This window comes from Dactylosporangium sp. NPDC005555, from assembly GCF_040605635.1.
Lineage (GTDB): Bacteria > Actinomycetota > Actinomycetes > Mycobacteriales > Micromonosporaceae > Dactylosporangium.
The window spans coordinates 1-16,953 of record NZ_JBEXDG010000023.1; the positions used below are offsets into that span (position 1 = coordinate 1).

The 16,953-nt window shown below is 70.2% G+C and carries 14 protein-coding genes and 1 pseudogene; 9 read left to right on the plus strand and 6 right to left on the minus strand.

All coding sequences use genetic code 11. The annotated features are described in order from the left end of the window. Nucleotides 1–126: 126 nt before the first annotated feature. Both ABZS58_RS25220 and ABZS58_RS25225 read left to right on the plus strand, forming a co-directional pair. The gene (locus ABZS58_RS25220) at nt 127–426 is read left to right on the plus strand and encodes a helix-turn-helix transcriptional regulator (protein ID WP_354785407.1); all 300 of its coding nucleotides are present in this window, start codon (nt 127–129) and stop codon (nt 424–426) included. A 467-nt stretch (nt 427–893) separates the two neighbouring features. Continuing rightward, nucleotides 894–1,238 (plus strand): type II toxin-antitoxin system PemK/MazF family toxin, encoded by a 345-nt coding sequence (locus ABZS58_RS25225; protein ID WP_354785409.1) that lies wholly within the window; start codon nt 894–896, stop codon nt 1,236–1,238. Nucleotides 1,239–1,601: 363 nt separating this feature from the next. On the opposite strand, the pseudogene ABZS58_RS25230 reads toward ABZS58_RS25225, so the two are convergent. The 4 genes and pseudogenes from ABZS58_RS25230 to ABZS58_RS25245 all read right to left on the minus strand — a co-directional run bounded on the left by ABZS58_RS25230 (nt 1,602) and on the right by ABZS58_RS25245 (nt 7,412). Further along, nucleotides 1,602–2,268: pseudogene (locus ABZS58_RS25230) on the minus strand (nucleotidyl transferase AbiEii/AbiGii toxin family protein). Further along, nucleotides 2,268–2,621 carry a hypothetical protein gene (locus ABZS58_RS25235; RefSeq protein ID WP_354785411.1) on the minus strand — a complete coding sequence of 118 codons (354 nt, stop codon included), beginning with the start codon at nt 2,619–2,621 and terminating at the stop codon, nt 2,268–2,270. The pseudogene ABZS58_RS25230 and the gene ABZS58_RS25235 overlap by 1 nt, the downstream one beginning before the upstream one ends. A 162-nt stretch (nt 2,622–2,783) precedes the next feature. Next, nucleotides 2,784–5,489 carry a BTAD domain-containing putative transcriptional regulator gene (locus ABZS58_RS25240; protein ID WP_354785413.1) on the minus strand — a complete coding sequence of 902 codons (2,706 nt, stop codon included), beginning with the start codon at nt 5,487–5,489 and terminating at the stop codon, nt 2,784–2,786. Between the two features lie 126 nt (nt 5,490–5,615). After that, nucleotides 5,616–7,412: a glycosyltransferase family 4 protein gene (locus tag ABZS58_RS25245; RefSeq protein WP_354785415.1), complete on the minus strand. Its 1,797-nt coding sequence runs from the start codon at nt 7,410–7,412 to the stop codon at nt 5,616–5,618. Between the two features lie 96 nt (nt 7,413–7,508). Here ABZS58_RS25245 and ABZS58_RS25250 point away from each other — a divergent pair, with 96 nt between their 5' ends. The 6 genes from ABZS58_RS25250 (at nt 7,509) to ABZS58_RS25275 (ending at nt 15,326) form a co-directional block, all read left to right on the plus strand. Continuing rightward, on the plus strand, nt 7,509–8,027 hold the full coding sequence (locus ABZS58_RS25250) for a SigE family RNA polymerase sigma factor (protein WP_354785417.1): 519 nt from the start codon (nt 7,509–7,511) through the stop codon (nt 8,025–8,027). After that, a complete protein-coding gene (locus ABZS58_RS25255) occupies nt 8,024–9,220 on the plus strand; it encodes a hypothetical protein (RefSeq protein ID WP_354785419.1) in 1,197 nt (398 codons plus the stop codon). The genes ABZS58_RS25250 and ABZS58_RS25255 overlap by 4 nt, the downstream gene beginning before the upstream one ends. Before the next feature lie 100 nt (nt 9,221–9,320). Then, nucleotides 9,321–11,093, plus strand: a complete 1,773-nt coding sequence (locus ABZS58_RS25260) for a proline--tRNA ligase (protein WP_354785420.1) — start codon at nt 9,321–9,323, stop codon at nt 11,091–11,093. A 171-nt stretch (nt 11,094–11,264) separates the two neighbouring features. Next, nucleotides 11,265–11,885: a septal ring lytic transglycosylase RlpA family protein gene (locus tag ABZS58_RS25265; protein ID WP_354785422.1), complete on the plus strand. Its 621-nt coding sequence runs from the start codon at nt 11,265–11,267 to the stop codon at nt 11,883–11,885. Between the two features lie 66 nt (nt 11,886–11,951). Beyond that, a complete protein-coding gene (locus ABZS58_RS25270) occupies nt 11,952–13,061 on the plus strand; it encodes a PP2C family protein-serine/threonine phosphatase (RefSeq protein WP_354785424.1) in 1,110 nt (369 codons plus the stop codon). 417 nt (nt 13,062–13,478) lie between these two features. After that, nucleotides 13,479–15,326, plus strand: a complete 1,848-nt coding sequence (locus ABZS58_RS25275) for an acyl-CoA dehydrogenase (RefSeq protein WP_354785426.1) — start codon at nt 13,479–13,481, stop codon at nt 15,324–15,326. A gap of 57 nt (nt 15,327–15,383) precedes the next feature. Here the strand turns inward: ABZS58_RS25275 and ABZS58_RS25280 are convergent, their stop codons facing one another. After that, the gene (locus tag ABZS58_RS25280; protein WP_354785428.1) at nt 15,384–15,860 is read right to left on the minus strand and encodes a histidine phosphatase family protein; all 477 of its coding nucleotides are present in this window, start codon (nt 15,858–15,860) and stop codon (nt 15,384–15,386) included. An 88-nt stretch (nt 15,861–15,948) separates the two neighbouring features. Here ABZS58_RS25280 and ABZS58_RS25285 point away from each other — a divergent pair, with 88 nt between their 5' ends. Further along, nucleotides 15,949–16,215: a DUF6458 family protein gene (locus ABZS58_RS25285; RefSeq protein ID WP_354785430.1), complete on the plus strand. Its 267-nt coding sequence runs from the start codon at nt 15,949–15,951 to the stop codon at nt 16,213–16,215. A 51-nt stretch (nt 16,216–16,266) separates the two neighbouring features. Here the strand turns inward: ABZS58_RS25285 and ABZS58_RS25290 are convergent, their stop codons facing one another. Then, a complete protein-coding gene (locus ABZS58_RS25290; RefSeq protein WP_354785432.1) occupies nt 16,267–16,947 on the minus strand; it encodes a hemolysin III family protein in 681 nt (226 codons plus the stop codon). Nucleotides 16,948–16,953: the final 6 nt, after the last annotated feature.

Below are 16,953 nucleotides of genomic sequence, written 5' to 3' on the forward strand. Positions count from 1 at the left end.
GGGGATCATTCTCCTCGCGGTGTTCCGGAAGACCCGCGACCGCGAGACCAGTGAGGTCAATCGGGCCCGGCGGGCGCTGGCGCGATGCATCGCTGAGATGCACACCGTCGAAGAGGGGGACAGGGGATGAGCGGTCGCGGCGACTGGAGTGAGCTGCGTAGCCAGCGTATGGCTGAGCCCGGCGCAGCTGAGGCTTACGAGTCGACGAAGCTTGCGTTCGAGCTGGGTCGGGCGGTCCGTGAGCTCCGCGAGCGGCGCGGTTGGAGCCAGACCGAGTTGGCGCAGGCGGCGTCCATGACGCAGTCCGCGATTGCACGTTTCGAGGCCGGTGGGACCGTGCCGACATTGCCGGTTCTCGAACGTCTGGCGCGCGCGCTCGACGTCGAGCTGGCGGTTGGTTTCCAAGCCAGGCCTGACGCGGCATGATGAACTCGGTGTGTGCCATTAGCGTGCCATTACGGCCAGCACGCGGAGGTTCTCGATGATCTCCGCAAGTTCTTCCGCGTTCACAACGCCACCATCCTGCTAACCATCCTGATTAGCAGGTAGATGAGCAGGATCATTCGATCTAAGTGGAGCGCATCGAGGTCGACTGACAACGCCCTTCAATGTCGTGCGGAGGTGCCGACATTGCCGGCCGGGACTCTGGGGTGCGGGATCAGCGTTCGAGACAGGACGGGGCTCGACGGACCCGACGTGCCATTACGGCAAGGCCGAGTGGGGACGGATGAAGCAATCCGTCGGCTGTTGGCCGAGCACTGGCAGATGAAGGCCGTCGCCGCCTTGGACGCATACCGGGCAAGTGACCCGGAGGGCTGGGCCGAATACGTAGCCGAGGCCGACCGGGAGGACCGAGCCTTCGTGTCAGCAGCCGACCCGTGGGACGAGGCTGCATGACGGTCATCCAGCCGTGGCAGGTCTGGTGGGCTGACCTCGACCCAACCGAGGGCCGCGAGCAAGCCGGACGTCGTCCGGTGCTGGTGGTCTCCAGTGCGTTCCACCTCCGGCTGACCGGGGAGGCCCTGGTTACCGTGCTCCCGGTGACGACGCGGGAGCACTCCGGCTGGCTGAACCGCCCTCCGGTGCACCCGGCCAGCCGCCCAATCGGGTTCGTCATCACTGAGCAGGTGCGAACGATCGCCCGGTCGGGTTTGCAGGGACAGCGGCCAGCGTGGGTGCTCACCGATGACGAGGTAACAGCCGTGAAGACCGTGCTACGGCAAATGATCGATGTGTAGCCGGTGGCGGAGCAGCCAAGATTGCTCGCCTGCTTTAGCTTGTCATGACGGTGCGGTTGTCAGGCGCCCGAGACATGCCGGGCCATCAGCCCAGGCGAAGGCTGGCCGCTCCAGGTCGCTCGCCGCAGGCGTGACGTGGAGGCTTCCCGCGTCTGGTGAGGGTCACCTGTACGGCTCCCAAGCTGACAGTGAGGTTCGATTCCCTTCACCCGGTCGGACCTAGAGGCCCTCTGTTCGCGGAAAGCACGAACTGGGATCTCGCTATTCCAGCCCGGGGCCCGAGGCCCAGATCACACGATCTGTGGTCCTCGCCGTCGTGGCTGGCCGTACTTTGCCTCGCCCTCGCGAGTCGGGTGCAGGCATCTAACTGGAAGCGGTCGGATCGACATCGAGCAGTTCGTGGCGCCAGTCGGCGAAGCGGGCTCGGAGGGCGGTGAGGTGGTCTGGGTCGGCGCCGTAGAACGCGAAGCGCTTGTCGGGATAGCGCTCCAGCATGGCGAAGAGGTCTGCGAGGATACGGCGCTCGAAGCCGGCGTCTGCCTGTTCGGCGAGTTCGCAGAGGCGTTGCCGGGTGTAGCGGCCCGATGTGATTGCGGCGTCGACGTCGAGGAAGTCGCGTGGTTCGGCTCTGGTGTAGAGGGCGGACATTTTGCCGGCGACGGACGTCATCGGCGTGCAGGACTGGGCCGATGTCCATTTGGACGGGCGGTCGGGCTCGCCAGTTCGCGGCCAGTTCGACCTTGTATGAGTGCACAGGGTCGGTGGACTCGGCAACCATGAGCCGCGCAAAAGTCTCGAATCGCTGGGTGACTTCGACGGCGTAACCATGCTGAGTGTAGGCGCCGACCACGGCTTCGACCGCGGCTGCGAAGTCGGCACGACGTTCCCAGGCGGTGAACAGGTCGACGTCTTCGCTTGGCCTGTGCAGGATGCCGTGTGCCTGCACGGCGTAACCGCCGGCGAGCGCGAATCCGTACTGACCGGCGACCTGCAGCCCGATTTCCGCCAGCCGGAGATGGACTGGCTCCACTAGTCGGCCAGTGCCGTCGGAGGTGCCCCGAGTTCCGGGAAGCGGGCCTGCCAGAGCGCTCGCAGCCGGCCAGGAAGCCAGAGGTCGTGCCAGACCCGGCGCAGCGTGGCCTCGTCGATCCATCGACTGAGCTCGTCCGCGGCGGAGGCCTGGTTGAGGACGGTCTGGTACATGAGCTGCAGGTCACCTGGGTCGTCGAGGTCGTATCGAGCGTCGCCCGACCAGTCCAGTTGCTGATTCAGAGCGACCACACCAGTTGTGGGTCCGCGCAGGTCGGCGAGGCGGGCGGGGACCATGTAGTGCCGCTGATCGGCATACGTCGACCCGGGCGGTGCGACCCTCCCAGCCGTCATGGCTTCCTCCTACTCCACCTCTCTCAGATCGTACGACGGCTGCCGCAGCGGAGACGGCGTGCCATTACGTCAGGCGTTCGGAGATTTCCTCCAGTCGGACGAAGGGGCACTGGTCAGGGCGGAAGTGGCAATGCCTCGCCGCCGGCAAACGGCTGTCCGACGTCAGCTGCTGAGTTTGGCGCGGACCTCGGCGGCGTCGGGGTGGTCGAGCTCGTCGAAGATTTCCAGGGAGCGGCGCCACGTGGCGCGGGCGGTCTTCGCGTCGCCCGCGGCCAGTTGCGTGTCGCCGAGGTGGTGCAGGGTGTCGGCCTCGAAGCCGCGGTCGCCGGTGACCCGGAACAGCTCCAGGGCGCGGTCGAAGCAGGCCGCGGCGTCCGCGTGTTCGCCGAGGTGGTGGTGGGCGAAGCCGAGGCTGTCCCAGGTCTCCGCCTCGCCCTGGCGGTTGTCGAGCTCCTGGTGCAGCGCGAGCGCCTGACGGCAGCTCGCCACCGCCTCCCGGTGGTTGCCGAGTTGGGCGTGCAGCCAGCCCATCGCGTTGAGGGCGTTCGCCTCGCCGCTGCGGCTGCCGGCGGTGTGGAAGAGCGTGCGGGCCTGTGCCGCCTGCTGGAAGCTCTCGTCGTGCCGGCCCTGGTGGACGGCGATCTCGGCGAGGCCCATGTGACCCTGCGCCTGAGGGCCGGGGTCGCCGAGCTTCTCGTACAACGCCAGGGCCTGCGTCGAATGCGAGTGGGCGTCGTCGATCCGGCTGAGCTTCAGGTAGGCGTGGGCGAGGAGCCGGTGCAGGTGCGCGGCGCCCTTCCGGTCGGCGGCCCGTTCGGCGGCGGCGAGGCCGAGCAGCGACGTTTGCAGCCACTCCCGCCACAGGCCCTGCCGGTCCAGGAACGTCGCCAGCGACCATGCCAGCTGCCAGGTGTGCGCGTCGAATCCGAGCCGGGCGGCCTGGTCGACGGCGGCGAGCAGCACGGACCGCTCGGCGATGAACCACGCGAGACCCTGCTCAGCCAACGGCGCAGCCAGCAGGGGGTCGAGGTCGAGGGTCTCCCGGTGCGGGCTCAGCAGCCGCGAACCCACGTAGGCGGTGTGCAGGTAGTGCTCCAGCATCCGCTCCTGCGCGGCCCGCCGGTCCGCGGGTGCGTCGACCGCTTCGGCCAGTTCGCCGGCGTAGGCGCGGAGCAGGTCATGGAAGGTGTACCGGCCCGGGACGGGTGAGGTCAACAGGTGCGCCCGGGTGAGGTCGAGCAGCAGCACCTCCACGTCACCCGAGCCGACGGCATCGATCGCCGCCGCGGTGAAGTCCGGGCCCGGGTGCAGGCCGAGCAGCCGGAACAGCCGGGCCGCCGCCGGGCTCAGCGCCGCATACGACCACGACAGCACCGCCCGCGCGTTGACGTCCTGCTCGGCGCCGGTGAACGCGTCGAGCTGCCGCGCGGCGGTCCGCAGCGACGCCGCAATCTCAGCGAAAGGCACATGAGCGGCGCGGGCGGCCACGATCGCCAGCGCGAGGGGAAGCCCGGCGCATGCCTCGACGATCTCGTCGGCCGCCGCGGGTTCGGCCGCGATCCGGGCCGCGCCGAGCCTGGCGGCCAGGAGCTGCCGGGCGTCGCCGCCGGGCAGCAGGTCCAGCGGCAGCGGCTCGGCGCCCTCCGCGGTGTGCAGCCCGGACAGCTCATTGCGGCTGGTCACCAGCACCAGGCTGCCGCCGGCGCCGGGCAGCAGCGGCCGGACCTGCTCGGAGTCGCGGGCGTTGTCGAGCACGACGAGCATCCGGCGGCCGGCGAGTCGGCTGCGGAACAGCGCGACCTGCGCGTCGAAGCCCGCCGGCACCCGCTGCGGCGGCACGTCGAGCGCGTCGAGGAACCCACGGACGGCCTCGGCCGGGTCGGTCGGCGGCGCGGCACGGTCGAAGCCGCGCAGGTTCACGTACAACTGACCGTCCGGGAACTGCTCGGCGACCTGATGTGCCCAGTGCACGACGAGCGTGGTCTTGCCCACGCCCGCGGTGCCGGCGACGGTGCAGATCACGGTCTGCCGCCCGGTCTGCGCGACGAGCGCGTCGAGGCGGGCGAGCTCGCTGCCGCGACCGACGAACCCGCGCACGGCCGGCGGCAGTTGCGCGGGCACGAGCCGCGGCGCGGCGGCCGGCGGCCGGCCCCGCAGCACCGCCAGGTGCAGGCTTTGGAGCTCGGGGCCGGGATCCAGGCCGAACTCGTCCGCCAGTCGCTGCTGATGCCGCCGGTACGCCGCGAGCGCCTCGATGCTGCGCCCGGTGGCGTGCAGCGCGCGCATCGACAGGCCGAGAAGCCCTTCCCGGGTGGGGTGCGCGGCGGTCAGCCGGGTCAGTTCGGGCAGCGCCCCGGCGTGCCGGCCGACGGCGATCTCGCAGGCCAGCCACTCCTCGGTCACGACCAGCCGCAGCTCGTCGAGGTCGCCGACGAGCCGGGGCCGCAGCCACGGCGACACGGTGTCGTCGAGCGCGTCGCCGCGCCACAGCGCGAGGGCGTCCCGCAGCAGCGCGCCGCGGTCCGCCGGGTCCGTCACGCCGCGGGCCGCCGCGACCATCGCGCTGAAGCGCCGGGCGTCGATCTCGTCGTCGTCGACGTCGATCTGGTACGAGGTCCCGGTGCTGCTCAGCGTCACCACCGGGTCCCGCAGGGCGCCCCGGACGCGCGAGACGTGACTGTGCAACTGCTGACGGGCGGTCGGCGCCGGTTCGCCGTCCCACAACAGGTACACCAGACGCTCCACGGGAACGGGCGCGTGGTTGTGCAGCAGGAGCACCGCAAGAAGGCACCGCTCACGGCGGCGGCGAAGCACGACCGGGCCGTCGGACGAGTCGATCGTCAGCGGACCCAGCAGCCGGAACCTCACAGCGGCACACCGTAGCCGGTCGTCTTGGCCGGTCCGGCGTGGGCGTGTCAAGCGTGGCGCAAGCGACTGCCTCCATATTCGTGATGGTCAACGACGACCCGAACGGGGGTGTGCGGTGGTCGGCGGTCAAGGGCCGGCCACCGTACGCGGTGTGGCATCAGCGAGCAGCCGCTCCCGGATGAGCGCGTCCGGTGCCTCGAACCATTCGTCGGCGTGCGTGGCCGGGCCTAGGGTCTCGACGGCGGTGACGTACGCCGCGCCGTCGACCTCCTGCCCGCTGCGCAGCCCCGCCAGCGCCCGCAGGTAATGGAAATCGCTGTTACCCGGGTAGGTCTCGACCCCGGACGCGGCGACCGCGGCCGCCTGCTCGCCGAGGCCGAGCTCCAGCAGCGTGAGGACGATCCACCGGCTGATGGACGGGCGGACCGCGTGGTCACCGCCGCGGTAGACGGCGAGGAACCCCTCCAGCGCGGCGTCGATCCGGCCCTCGGCGAGGTCCCGTAGCGCGGCCGCGTGCGGCATGCCCGACGGTAGGGCGTCGGCGTGGGCCGGCAGGTAGGCGCGGGCGACGCCGGTGCCGCCGGACCGGCGTCCCACGATCCGCCACCGCACGGCCCGGTGCCCCCCGAACGCGGGGAACGCCACCGGCACGGCGATGGCACCGGCGGCCGTCGCCGCGGCCCGCTCCCTGAGCCGAAGCTCGAAGGACGCTTCGGGAAGGTGCAGGCCGGAGAGGTCGAAATGCCAGTCGCCGGGCTGCGGGGGCGCCCAGGCGGTGCGGATCGCCCGGTAGGCGCTCTCGATCCGGGTGATGATCGTGTCCCACGAGTAGCCGGCCGCGGTCAGCAGCCCGCCGTCGCGCAGCCGCGCCGCCAGCCGCGGCTCGTCGAGGACCCGCCGCAGCCGCGTGAGCAGCCCTTCGGCGTCGCGGACGTCGGCGAGCAGCGCATTGTCGCCGTCGCGCGCGTACTCGCCGACGCCGGTGTTCCTCGTCGACACGACCGGAGTGCCCGACGCCATCGCCTCCAGGCACGGCAGTGAGAACGACTCGTAATGCGAGCAGCACACGTAGACGGCGGCGTTTCGGTACAGCTCGCCGAGCAGCGCCTGGTCGGGGGCGACGACGACCCGGCAGCGCGGCTCCAGCGGCTCCAGGGGCGGCTTCGGCGTGACCCAGACGAGCGCCAGCTCGGGCCGCTCGGCGCTGAGTGCCGCCCAGACCTGCCGCATCTCGGCCATGCCCTTGAAGTCCTTGCCGTCCCACCCGACGAACAACACATACGGCGTCCCGCCGGAGGGACCCGGCACGGCGGGGTGGAACACCGACGGGTCGACCGCGTTGCCGACGACCTTCGAGGCGACGCCGTACCGGTCGCGGATCACGTCGGCGACCGTGCCGCTCACGGTGAGCGTCAGGTCGGCGGCCTCCAGGTGCCGGGCCACGATCGCGTGCGTCGGCGGCTCGATCTCCTCGAACAGGTGGAAGTAGCCCTGCTCGAAGTGCGCGACCGGGGCGATGCCCAGGGCCCGGGCGGCCATGATCTGGTCCCAGTAGCCCGCGACGATCATGTCGCACGCCGGCACGGCCTCCGCGAGGTCCACACCGAAGGGCACCCGCACGAACGGCGTTCGCAGATCGTACCAACGCGGCGGCTGATAATGGCTGAGCACCGTCACCTCGTGCCCGCGATCGAGGAGCCGGTTCGCGTGCTCGAACAGGACCCGCGCCCCGCCGCCGACGTCGGTGCGGGGCATGAGGTAGCACAGCCGCATCGGGCCGGCACCGGCGCTTTTCGGCTTGTTCCGGCGCTCCCGGCGGCTCGGCCGCGGCGCGAGGTCCGGCATGTCGCGCCGGGTCACGAACTCGGCGTTGCGAGCGGCGGCGATCGCCACGGAAAGATCGGGCCGCAGCGGAGAGCTCACATCCGCCCATCGGCCGCGGGCCGCAACCACTTGAGGAATTCGCCTCGGCGGACGTGCAGCAGATCGGTGGAGGCAGGTCTCTACATGGGGGAGGCGATGCGAGTGAGCGACACGGCCGATGAGGCGTTCGTGCAGTTCGTGCGAATGCGCGGGGCGACCTTGATGCGGTATGGGTTCCTGCTCAGCGGCAGCGAGGCCGACGCGGCGGACCTGCTGCAGGAGGCGCTCATCGGGCTGCGCGCGAAGTGGGCACAGATCCGCAAGCAGGAGGCCGTCGAGGCCTACGTGCGGCGGTCGATGGCCCGGCAGTACATCAGGATCTGGCGCAGACGGAAGCGGGAGCAGCTCGTCGAGGTGCCACCCGATCGCGTCGCGCCAGAGGACCCGTTCGCGCGGGTGGAGGCCGACGACACGCTGTGGGTGGCGCTGCGGGACCTTGGCCGGCGCCAGCGGGCGGTGCTCGTGCTGCGCTACTACGAGGACCTGGACGACGACGAGATCGCGGTGCTGCTCGGCATCGCGAGGAGCACGGTGCGCAGCCAGGCGGCGCGCGGGTTGGAGACGCTGCGGGCGCGGCTGGACGCGCACCGCCCGGCCGAGGTCAGGAGCCGATGATGATGGAAGAGCAACTCAGAATGACCCTGGAGCGGGCCTCGACCGACGGGCCGCCGCCACCGGTCGACCTGCTGGAGCGGGTCGAGTCCGGCCATCGCCGCCGTCGTCGGAACCGGCAGGCGGGCTGGAGCGCCGTCGCCGGTGTCGCCGCGCTCGCGGTCGCCGGGGCGGCGGTGCTGCTGCCGCGTCCCACGACGGACCCCGTCGTGAGCACGACCCCGACCCCGACCCCGTCGCCGTCGGTGCACGAGCCGGCCGCGAAGGACGCGCCGCGGGCGGACGTGGTGTGGCCGCAGGCGGTGATCGAGATCCCGGCGAAGTTCGGGGCGGGCGCCAACGAGCCGATCACGATGCTCGACGAGCACCGGATGCTGCTGGCGGTCCGGGTCAGCGCCGACAAGGTGGTGTCCCTCGCCGTCTACGACGCACGCAACCGCACGGAGAAGGTCCTGACCGACCTGCCGGACCCGCCGGGGGTGCGCGGCTACTGGCCGGGTGCCTTCACCGCCGGCGACGGGATGATCGTCTGGACGGCGTATGCCTACGGCAAGGACGGCTCGCAGACGACCGAGTATTGGACGATGCGCGACGACGGCACCGGGAAGCGGCGGTCCCTGCAGGCGAGCGTCGGTGAGCGGGTCATCGTCGTCGACGGCACGCTGTATGGCTCGGACGTCAACCGCGGGGGCATCAAGCGGATGCCGGTCACCGGTGGCACGCCGCAGAAGGTCGCCGGATCGGAAGGCTTCGAGATCACGAGCTGGCCGTGGGCGGTCTCCGCGGCGCCGATGGGCACCGACGATCCGGTGGCGTGGAATCTGGTCACCGGCGAGCGGCGCACCCCGAAGCAGCGCCCGCAGCCGACGCGCTGGTGGACGGTCGCGGACCAGGACGTGTGGCTCGGGCTCGACCACAACGGGCTCACGTTCGCCCAGGCCACGGACGGCTCGTGGCAGGTGACCACCAGCTGGTTCGACGCGAGGAGCATTAACGGCGGCCGGTTCGTCGCCGGCAACGTCAAGAACTGGCTGCATCCGAACGATCCGAAACCGCGGGCGCTCTGGGACCTGCGCACCGGGCTGGTCGGCACGTATGAGGACGGGGGTGACTCCTTCCGGCAGCAGGTGGCTCATCCGTTGGCGTGGGTGACCGACGGGGACCGGCTGAAGGTGATCGACCCGGCGCGAATCTGAGGTCGGTGGCGTGGCTGTCGGGGAAAACCCGATAGTCACGCACCGGAGTCGTACGGGTATCGTCGCCGAAGGCCTGTTTGAGAAGTAAGGCGGAAACCCGATGGTGCTGAAGATGTCCACGCTGTTCCTGCGGACGCTCCGTGAGGATCCCGCGGATGCCGAGGTGACGAGCCACCGGCTGCTGGTGCGCGCCGGCTACGTCCGCCGCGTCGCCCCGGGCATCTTCACGCTGCTGCCGATGGGTCTCCGCCTGCTGCGCAACGTCGAGCGGATCATCCGCGACGAGATGGACGCCATCGGCGGGCAGGAGCTGACGTTTCCCGCGCTGCTGCCCCGCGAGCCCTACCAGGCGACCGGCCGCTGGACCGAGTATGGCGCGAACCTGTTCCGGTTGAAGGACCGCCGCGGCAACGACTACCTCCTCGGCCCCACCCACGAGGAGATGTTCACGCTCGCTGTGAAGGACTTCTACTCCTCCTACAAGGACCTGCCGCTCACGCTGTACCAGGTCCAGACGAAGTACCGCGACGAGGCGCGCCCCCGGGCCGGCATCCTGCGCGGCCGTGAGTTCGTGATGAAGGACTCCTACTCCTTCGACGTCGACGACGACGGGCTGAGCGCCGCCTACCAGCGGCACCGGGTCGCGTACGGCAAGATCTTCGACCGGTTCGGCCTGGACTACGTCATCTGCTCGGCGACGAGCGGCGCGATGGGCGGCAGCGCGTCGGAGGAGTTCCTCGCGGTGTGCGACATCGGCGAGGACACGTTCGTCCGCTGTACGAACGGGGACTACGCCGCCAACGTCGAGGCGGTCACCACGCCCAGGCTCGAAGCTGTCGCGATCGAGGGCCAGCCCGCCGCCCAGGTCGTCGACACCCCGCAGACACCCACGATCGAGACGCTCGTCGACCTGTTCAACGCGCGCGACGACCTGCGCCGCGACGACCGCGCCTGGACGGCCGGCGACACGCTGAAGAACGTCATGCTGATGCTGACGCTGCCCGACGGCAAGCGCGAGCCCCTCGCCGTCGGTGTCCCCGGCGACCGCGAGGTCGACCTGCGCCGGCTCGAGGCCCAGGTCGCGCCCGCCGAGGTCGCGCCGATGTCGGAGGCGGAGTTCCAGCAGCACCCCGCGCTGGTCAAGGGCTACATCGGCCCCGGCGTCCTCGGTGAGAAGGCGTCGTCGGGCATCCGGTATCTCGTCGACCCCCGGGTCGTGGACGGCACCAGCTGGATCACCGGTGCCGACCAGCCGGGCAAGCACGTGATGCACCTGGTCGCCGGACGGGACTTCACCCCCGACGGCACCGTCGAGGCGGTCCGCATCCAGGACGGCGACCGCTGCCCCGTCGACGGCGGCACCCTCGCCCTGGAGCGCGGCATCGAGATCGGCCACATCTTCCAGCTCGGCCGCAAGTACGCCAAGGCGCTCGGTCTGACCGTGCTCGACCAGAACGGCAAGGCCGTCACGGTCACCATGGGCTCCTACGGCGTCGGCGTGTCCCGCGCCATCGCCGTCATCGCCGAGCAGACCGCCGACGACCGCGGCCTGTGCTGGCCCCGCGAGCTCGCGCCCGCCGACGTGCACGTGGTCGCCGCCGGCAAGACCGAGGAGATCAAGGCCGGGGCCGCCCAGCTCGCCGACGCGCTCGCCGCGACCGGCCTGGAGGTGCTGCTCGACGACCGCAAGGACGTCTCGCCCGGGGTGAAGTTCAACGACTCGGAGCTGCTCGGCGTCCCGACGATCGTCGTGGTCGGCAAGCGGCTGGCCGACGGCATGGTGGAGATCCGCGACCGCAAGACCGGCGAGAAAGAGGAGATCCCGGCCGAAGGCGCTGCGGAGCGTATCGCCGGGATCATCCGCGTTGCGTGACAGAGCGGTGACAGCGCAGGAAGGGTCGGCCGTTCGGCTCCTTGTCGGATCAGCCGTTCGGTCGGACCTATCCCGCCAAATCCCCGCACGTACGGCACTTCGGTTTGACTGGCGCCTGGGAGAGACCGATACGTTCGGTCACGGCCTTGCTGTCGACGAAGGGTGCTGACGTTGTCCGGCCGACACATCGCAATGAGCCGACGTCACCTCATTCCATTGATCGCCGGCACCGTCGCGGCGGTCGCCCTGATCGGCGGCGCAGTCGCGACCGTCAATATGGGATCCGATGACGGGAAGCCGGCCGCGGCGAGCGACCTGATCGACGGCAGCCGCAGCGCCGACACCCGAGCGGACCGCGGCGACCGGCCGTCCCCTTCGGACTCGGCCGTGCCGTCGGCGTCCCCGTCCGCATCGCCGCAGGTCAGCAAGTCTCCCGAGGCGACCAAGACGCCGACGAAGAAGCCGTCGACATCGACGACGAGCAAGGCGCCGGTGCCGACCACCGTGACGAGCACCGGCACCTGCAAGGCGTCCTACTACGCCACCGGGTCACGCACCGCCAACGGTGAGAGCTACAACCCCGACGGGATCACCGCCGCGCACAAGACGCTGCCGTTCAACACGAAGGTCAAGGTCACCAACACGGCCAACGGGAAGTCGGTCGTCGTGCGGATCAACGACCGCGGGCCGTTCGTCGCCGGGCGCTGTCTCGACCTGTCCCGCGGCGCGTTCGTAACGATCGCTTCGGTGAGTGCCGGCGTGATCAACGCTCAGTACGAGGTACTCAAGTAACCGCGAGACCGGCCGTTTGTTTGAGCGGTTCAGCGGCCGGTTGGTGGCATGCTGTCGATCGGACCTATGAAACGACCGTTGCTTCCCGAAGCCCGCGCCGGAGTCGGCGCGGCCTTCGTGCTGCTCTGCCTGGTCCTGGCCGCTGAGGTCGCCGACGGCGTCGACGCCAACTACGTCGGCCTGCTCGCCGCCGCGCCGTTCCTCGCCGCCGCGTTCGCGTCCTGGCCCGAGGTCCTCGCCGTCGGCAGCGCCTCCACGGTGCTCGCGGTCGTGTTCTGCAGCGTCGAGCTCATGCACACCCGGGAACGGACCCTGGTGATGCTGCTCAACCTCGGCGCGGTCATCCTGGCCGCCGGCATCGCCTCCGCCGTCGGCGCCATCAGGCAGCGGCAGATCGCCCGCTATGCCGAGCTGTCCAAGCTCGCCTCCGTGGCGCAGCAGGCCGTCCTGCGCCCGCTGGGGCCGCAGCTGGGACCGCTGACGATCGCCGCCCGCTACATCTCGGCCAGCGCGGCCGCGGACATCGGCGGCGACCTGTACGAGGCGCTCGACACCCCGTACGGCGTCCGCATGATCATCGGTGACGTGCGCGGCAAGGGCCTCGACGCGGTCCGGCTCGCCAGCATCGTCCTCGGCTCCTACCGGCACGTGGCCTTCGAGCGGGCCGACCTGCGCGCGATCGTCGCCGACCTCGACCGGGCCGTGGCGCGGTCCGTGGGTGACGAGGACTTCGTCACCGCGGCACTGATCGAGGAGCGCGGCGGCACCCTCACGATCGTCAACTGCGGGCACCCGGCGCCGCTGCTGCTGCGCCGCGGGCAGGTCATCCCGCTCGACCCGCCCTCCAATGCGCCGCCGCTGGGCTTCATGCCGGTGGTCAAGCCGCGCGTCGAGCGCCTGGAGCCGGGCGACCGCCTGCTGTTCTTCACCGACGGTCTGGCGGAGGCGCGGCGCGACGGGCAGTTCTTCCCGACGGCGGAGCGGGCGCAGCGGCTGCTGGGGCACGGCACCGTCGGCGACGGTCTGGCCTCGCTGGAGAGCGCGCTGCTGGAGTGGGTGCGCGGCCGCCTCGACGACGACATCGCGCTGGTCCTGGTCGAATACCAGGGTGTCAAGGCTCCGGCGACGGTCCCCAGCTGGGAGATCGGCGGCGCCGGAGCGACAGCCGTCGGCTGACTAGTCCGTCACGACCCGGGGGCGTGAGACGAAGCGCCGCATCGGCGCCCGGTGCCGGCCCGTGTAGAAGCGCGGGTACTTGGGTGCGAACAGAGAGCCCATCATCCTGACGATCATCGCGGTGCCCTCCTGTTGACTGCGAGTAACCGCTCAACGATCACGTCACCCGCGGGTGACGGCGTGTCGTGCGCACGTAACCCCCTTGTGCTACTCATCTGCCACCCTCCGCTACTCATGGATCACCCTGACCTGCCGAGATAGGTGACACCTCGACTCAGGAGGGTGTGACCGCTGTCACCCGCCTGGGCGGGTTGCCGGAGGTTACTCGCAAGTAATAAGATTCCTGTTACCGACTGGTAACCTCGGTCGTCCATGCTCGATCTACAAAAGCGACCCAGAGACGGGGGCCACTCCGCGATGAGCCATTACAAGAGCAACCTGCGGGACCTCGAGTTCAACCTCTTCGAGGTCTTCGGCGTCGACAAGGTCCTGGGCCAGGGTCCCTACGGCGACATCGACGTCGACACCGCCCGCAGCATCCTCGCGGAGGTCGACCGGCTCGCCCGCGAAGACCTCGCCGCGAGCTACACCGACGCCGACCGCAACCCGCCCGTCTACGACCCCGCGACCTACTCGGTGAAGATGCCCGAGTCGTTCCGCAAGTCGTATGAGGCGTTCATGGCGTCCGAGTTCTGGCGCCTCGACCTGCCCGCCGAGCTCGACGGCACCGCCGCGCCGCGCGCCCTGTGGTGGTCCCTCGCCGAAATGGTGCTGGGCTCCAACGCCCCCATCTGGATGTATGCGTCCGGCCCCTCCTTCGCCAACACGCTGCGCGTCGAGGGCACCGAGGAGCAGAAGCGCTGGGCGAAGATCCTCGTCGACCGGCAGTGGGGCTCCACCATGGTGCTCACCGAGCCCGACGCCGGCTCCGACGTCGGGGCCGGCCGCACCAAGGCGATCCCGCAGGCCGACGGCTCCTGGCACATCGAGGGCGTCAAGCGCTTCATCACCAGCGCCGAGCACGACCTGTCCGAGAACATCATCCACTACGTCCTCGCCCGCCCGGTCGACACGCCCGGCGCCGGCGGCCCCGGCACCAAGGGCCTCTCGCTCTTCGTCGTGCCGAAGTTCCACTTCGACGGCGAGACCGGTGAGCTCAAGGACCGCAACGGCGCCTTCGTCACCAACGTCGAGCACAAGATGGGCCTCAAGGTCTCCACGACCTGCGAGGTCACCTTCGGCGGGCACGGCGTCCCGGCCAAGGGCTGGCTCCTCGGCGACGTGCACGAGGGCATCCGCCAGATGTTCCTCATCATCGAATACGCGCGGATGATGGTCGGCACGAAGGCCATCGCCACCCTGTCCACCGGCTACCTCAACGCGCTGGACTACGCCAAGAGCCGCGTCCAGGGTGCCGACCTCGCCAGCACCGACAAGGCCGCGCCGCGCGTCACGATCACCCACCACCCCGACGTGCGCCGGTCGCTGCTGCTGCAGAAGTCCTATGCCGAAGGCCTGCGCGCGCTGGTCCTCTACACCGCGTCGTGGCAGGACAAGGTCGCCCTGGCCGAGGCGGCCGGCGACGAGAAGGCCGCGAAGATCGCGAAGCGGGTCAACGACCTGCTGCTGCCCCTGGTCAAGGGCGTCGGCTCCGAGCGGGCGTATGAGCTGCTCGGCCACGAGTCGCTGCAGACCTTCGGCGGCTCCGGCTTCCTGCAGGACTACCCGCTCGAGCAGTACATCCGCGACTCGAAGATCGACACGCTCTACGAGGGCACGACCGCGATCCAGAGCCTCGACCTCGTCTTCCGCAAGATCGTGAAGGACCAGGGCAAGGCGCTGCTCACCGTCGCCGCCGAGATCCAGCAGTTCCTGGAAGCCGAGGGCGGCAACGGCCAGCTCAAGGTCGAGCGGGTCGCGCTGGGCAAGGCGCTCGCCGAGGTGCAGAACATGCTGGGCATCTTCACCGGCTGGCTCGGCGAGGCCCAGGCCGGCGACCCTCGGGCGCTGTACAAGGTCGGCCTCAACAGCCGCCGCTTCCTGCTCGCCCTCGGCGACGTCGTCGTCGGCTGGCTGCTGCAGCGGCAGGCAGAGGTCGCACTGACGGCACTGGCCGGCGAGACCACGGAGACCGCCTTCTACGAGGGCAAGATCGCCGCGGCGAAGTTCTTCGCCCGCGAGGTGCTGCCGCGGACCGGCTCGGACCGCCGCATCGTCGAGGCCACCACCCTCGACGCGATGGACCTCTCCGAGGACGCGTTCTAAGGCTCGCCGAAACAGAAAGCTGGCGGGAGGGCAATGGCGCCCTCCCGCTTTTCTGTTTCAACCGCGGGCCGTGTGATGCGTCCTCAGCGGTGCGGTCTCCAGATCGCGCCACTCGCCCGCGACCGTGTGGACCGCGATCCCGCTGGTGGCCAGGCCCTCGTCCGGCAGCGCGTCGGGAGCGAGCAGGTCCGACAGCATCGACAGCGTCGGGTTGTGGCCGATCAGCAGCAGCGTCGCCACGTCCGGCGAGCCCTGCAGCAGGTCGAGCGTGTCGTGCGCCGGACCGAGGTACACCCGGTGCTCGAAGACGACGGGGACGTCCCCGAGCTTGAGCCCCTCCAGGGTCTCCCGGGTGCGCACCGCCGTCGAGCACACGATCAGGTCGGGCAGGAGGCTCCGCTCACGCAGCCAGTCGCCGGCCGCAGCGGCGTCCCGGCGGCCGCGCGGGCTCAGCGGTCGTTCGAGGTCGGTGGGGAACGGGTCCGGGTCGACGGACTTCGCGTGCCGGAGCAGAATCAGCGTGCGGTCGGTCATGTGCTCAAGCGTGCCCGATTGAGCGGCGTCGTAGGTGGGTAACCCGGCCATACAGACGGTTACCTACCCAACGCCCTGGAGGCCCTCGATGGGTATCGGCGGCAGCATCCTTCTCATCGTCGTCGGAGCGATCCTGACGTTCGGCCTGGACGACACCGATCTCGGGCCGTTCAATCTGGACACGATCGGCTGGATCTTCCAGCTCGCGGGCCTGTTCGGCCTGCTCCTGACGCTCTACTTCTGGAACACCCGCCGGCGCACCGTGGTGCGTCAGGTCCCGCCGCCGCCCCCGGCCGGCGGCACCGTGATCCCGCCGTCCGCGGACGAGGTCATCGAGCAGCGCCGCACCTACTGACGGTCCTTCCCTGTCACCAGCTACTTGGACTTTTCACCACCACATCGCCATCTACTTCGCATAGAGCGCGAAGTAGATGGCGATGTGGTGCAGGATCGCCGCGACCAGCGTGCACGCGTGGAAGAACTCGTGATGGCCGAACACCGTCGGCCACGGGTTGGGCCGGCGCAGCGCGTAGAAGATCGCGCCGATCGTGTAGAACGCGCCGCCCACGATCGTCAGCACCAGCGCGGTCACGCCGCCCGCGTGCAGGATGTCCGGCAGGACCACGACGGCGACCCAGCCCAGCGCGATGTACAGCGGCGCAGACAGCCACCGCGGCGCGTGCGGCCAGATCAGCTTCATGCCGACGCCGAGCAGTGCCCCGCCCCAGACGACCGCCAGGATCACGTCGCCGGTGCGCCCCGACAGCAGCAGGACGCTGAACGGCGTGTACGTGCCCGCGATGAACACGAAGATCATCGAGTGGTCGAGGCGGCGCATCAGCTTGTAGCCCTTGGGTGACCAGACCCGACGGTGATACAGCGCGCTCGTGCCGAACAGTGCGCACACCGTGAGGCTGTACACCAGACAACTCGCGAACGGCGACCAACCCGGACGCGCGGCGGCCAGCGAACACAGCACGATGCCGCAGATGATCGCGACGCCGAACGCATAGGTGTGCAGCCAGCCGCGCATTCTGGGTTTGCCGAGGTCGACCGGGCGCAGGCGGGTCTCGGTGTTCATGGTCACGCCCTC

Coding starts and splice junctions, on each gene's coding strand:
- ABZS58_RS25285 (WP_354785430.1), top strand. CDS start 15,949: ATGGGTATCGGCGGCAGCATCCTTCTCATCGTCGTCGGAGCGATCCTG.
- ABZS58_RS25270 (WP_354785424.1), top strand. CDS start 11,952: ATGAAACGACCGTTGCTTCCCGAAGCCCGCGCCGGAGTCGGCGCGGCC.
- ABZS58_RS25250 (WP_354785417.1), top strand. CDS start 7,509: ATGCGAGTGAGCGACACGGCCGATGAGGCGTTCGTGCAGTTCGTGCGA.
- ABZS58_RS25235 (WP_354785411.1), bottom strand. CDS start 2,621: ATGACGGCTGGGAGGGTCGCACCGCCCGGGTCGACGTATGCCGATCAG.
- ABZS58_RS25280 (WP_354785428.1), bottom strand. CDS start 15,860: ATGACCGACCGCACGCTGATTCTGCTCCGGCACGCGAAGTCCGTCGAC.
- ABZS58_RS25275 (WP_354785426.1), top strand. CDS start 13,479: ATGAGCCATTACAAGAGCAACCTGCGGGACCTCGAGTTCAACCTCTTC.
- ABZS58_RS25255 (WP_354785419.1), top strand. CDS start 8,024: ATGATGATGGAAGAGCAACTCAGAATGACCCTGGAGCGGGCCTCGACC.
- ABZS58_RS25225 (WP_354785409.1), top strand. CDS start 894: ATGACGGTCATCCAGCCGTGGCAGGTCTGGTGGGCTGACCTCGACCCA.
- ABZS58_RS25220 (WP_354785407.1), top strand. CDS start 127: ATGAGCGGTCGCGGCGACTGGAGTGAGCTGCGTAGCCAGCGTATGGCT.
- ABZS58_RS25260 (WP_354785420.1), top strand. CDS start 9,321: ATGGTGCTGAAGATGTCCACGCTGTTCCTGCGGACGCTCCGTGAGGAT.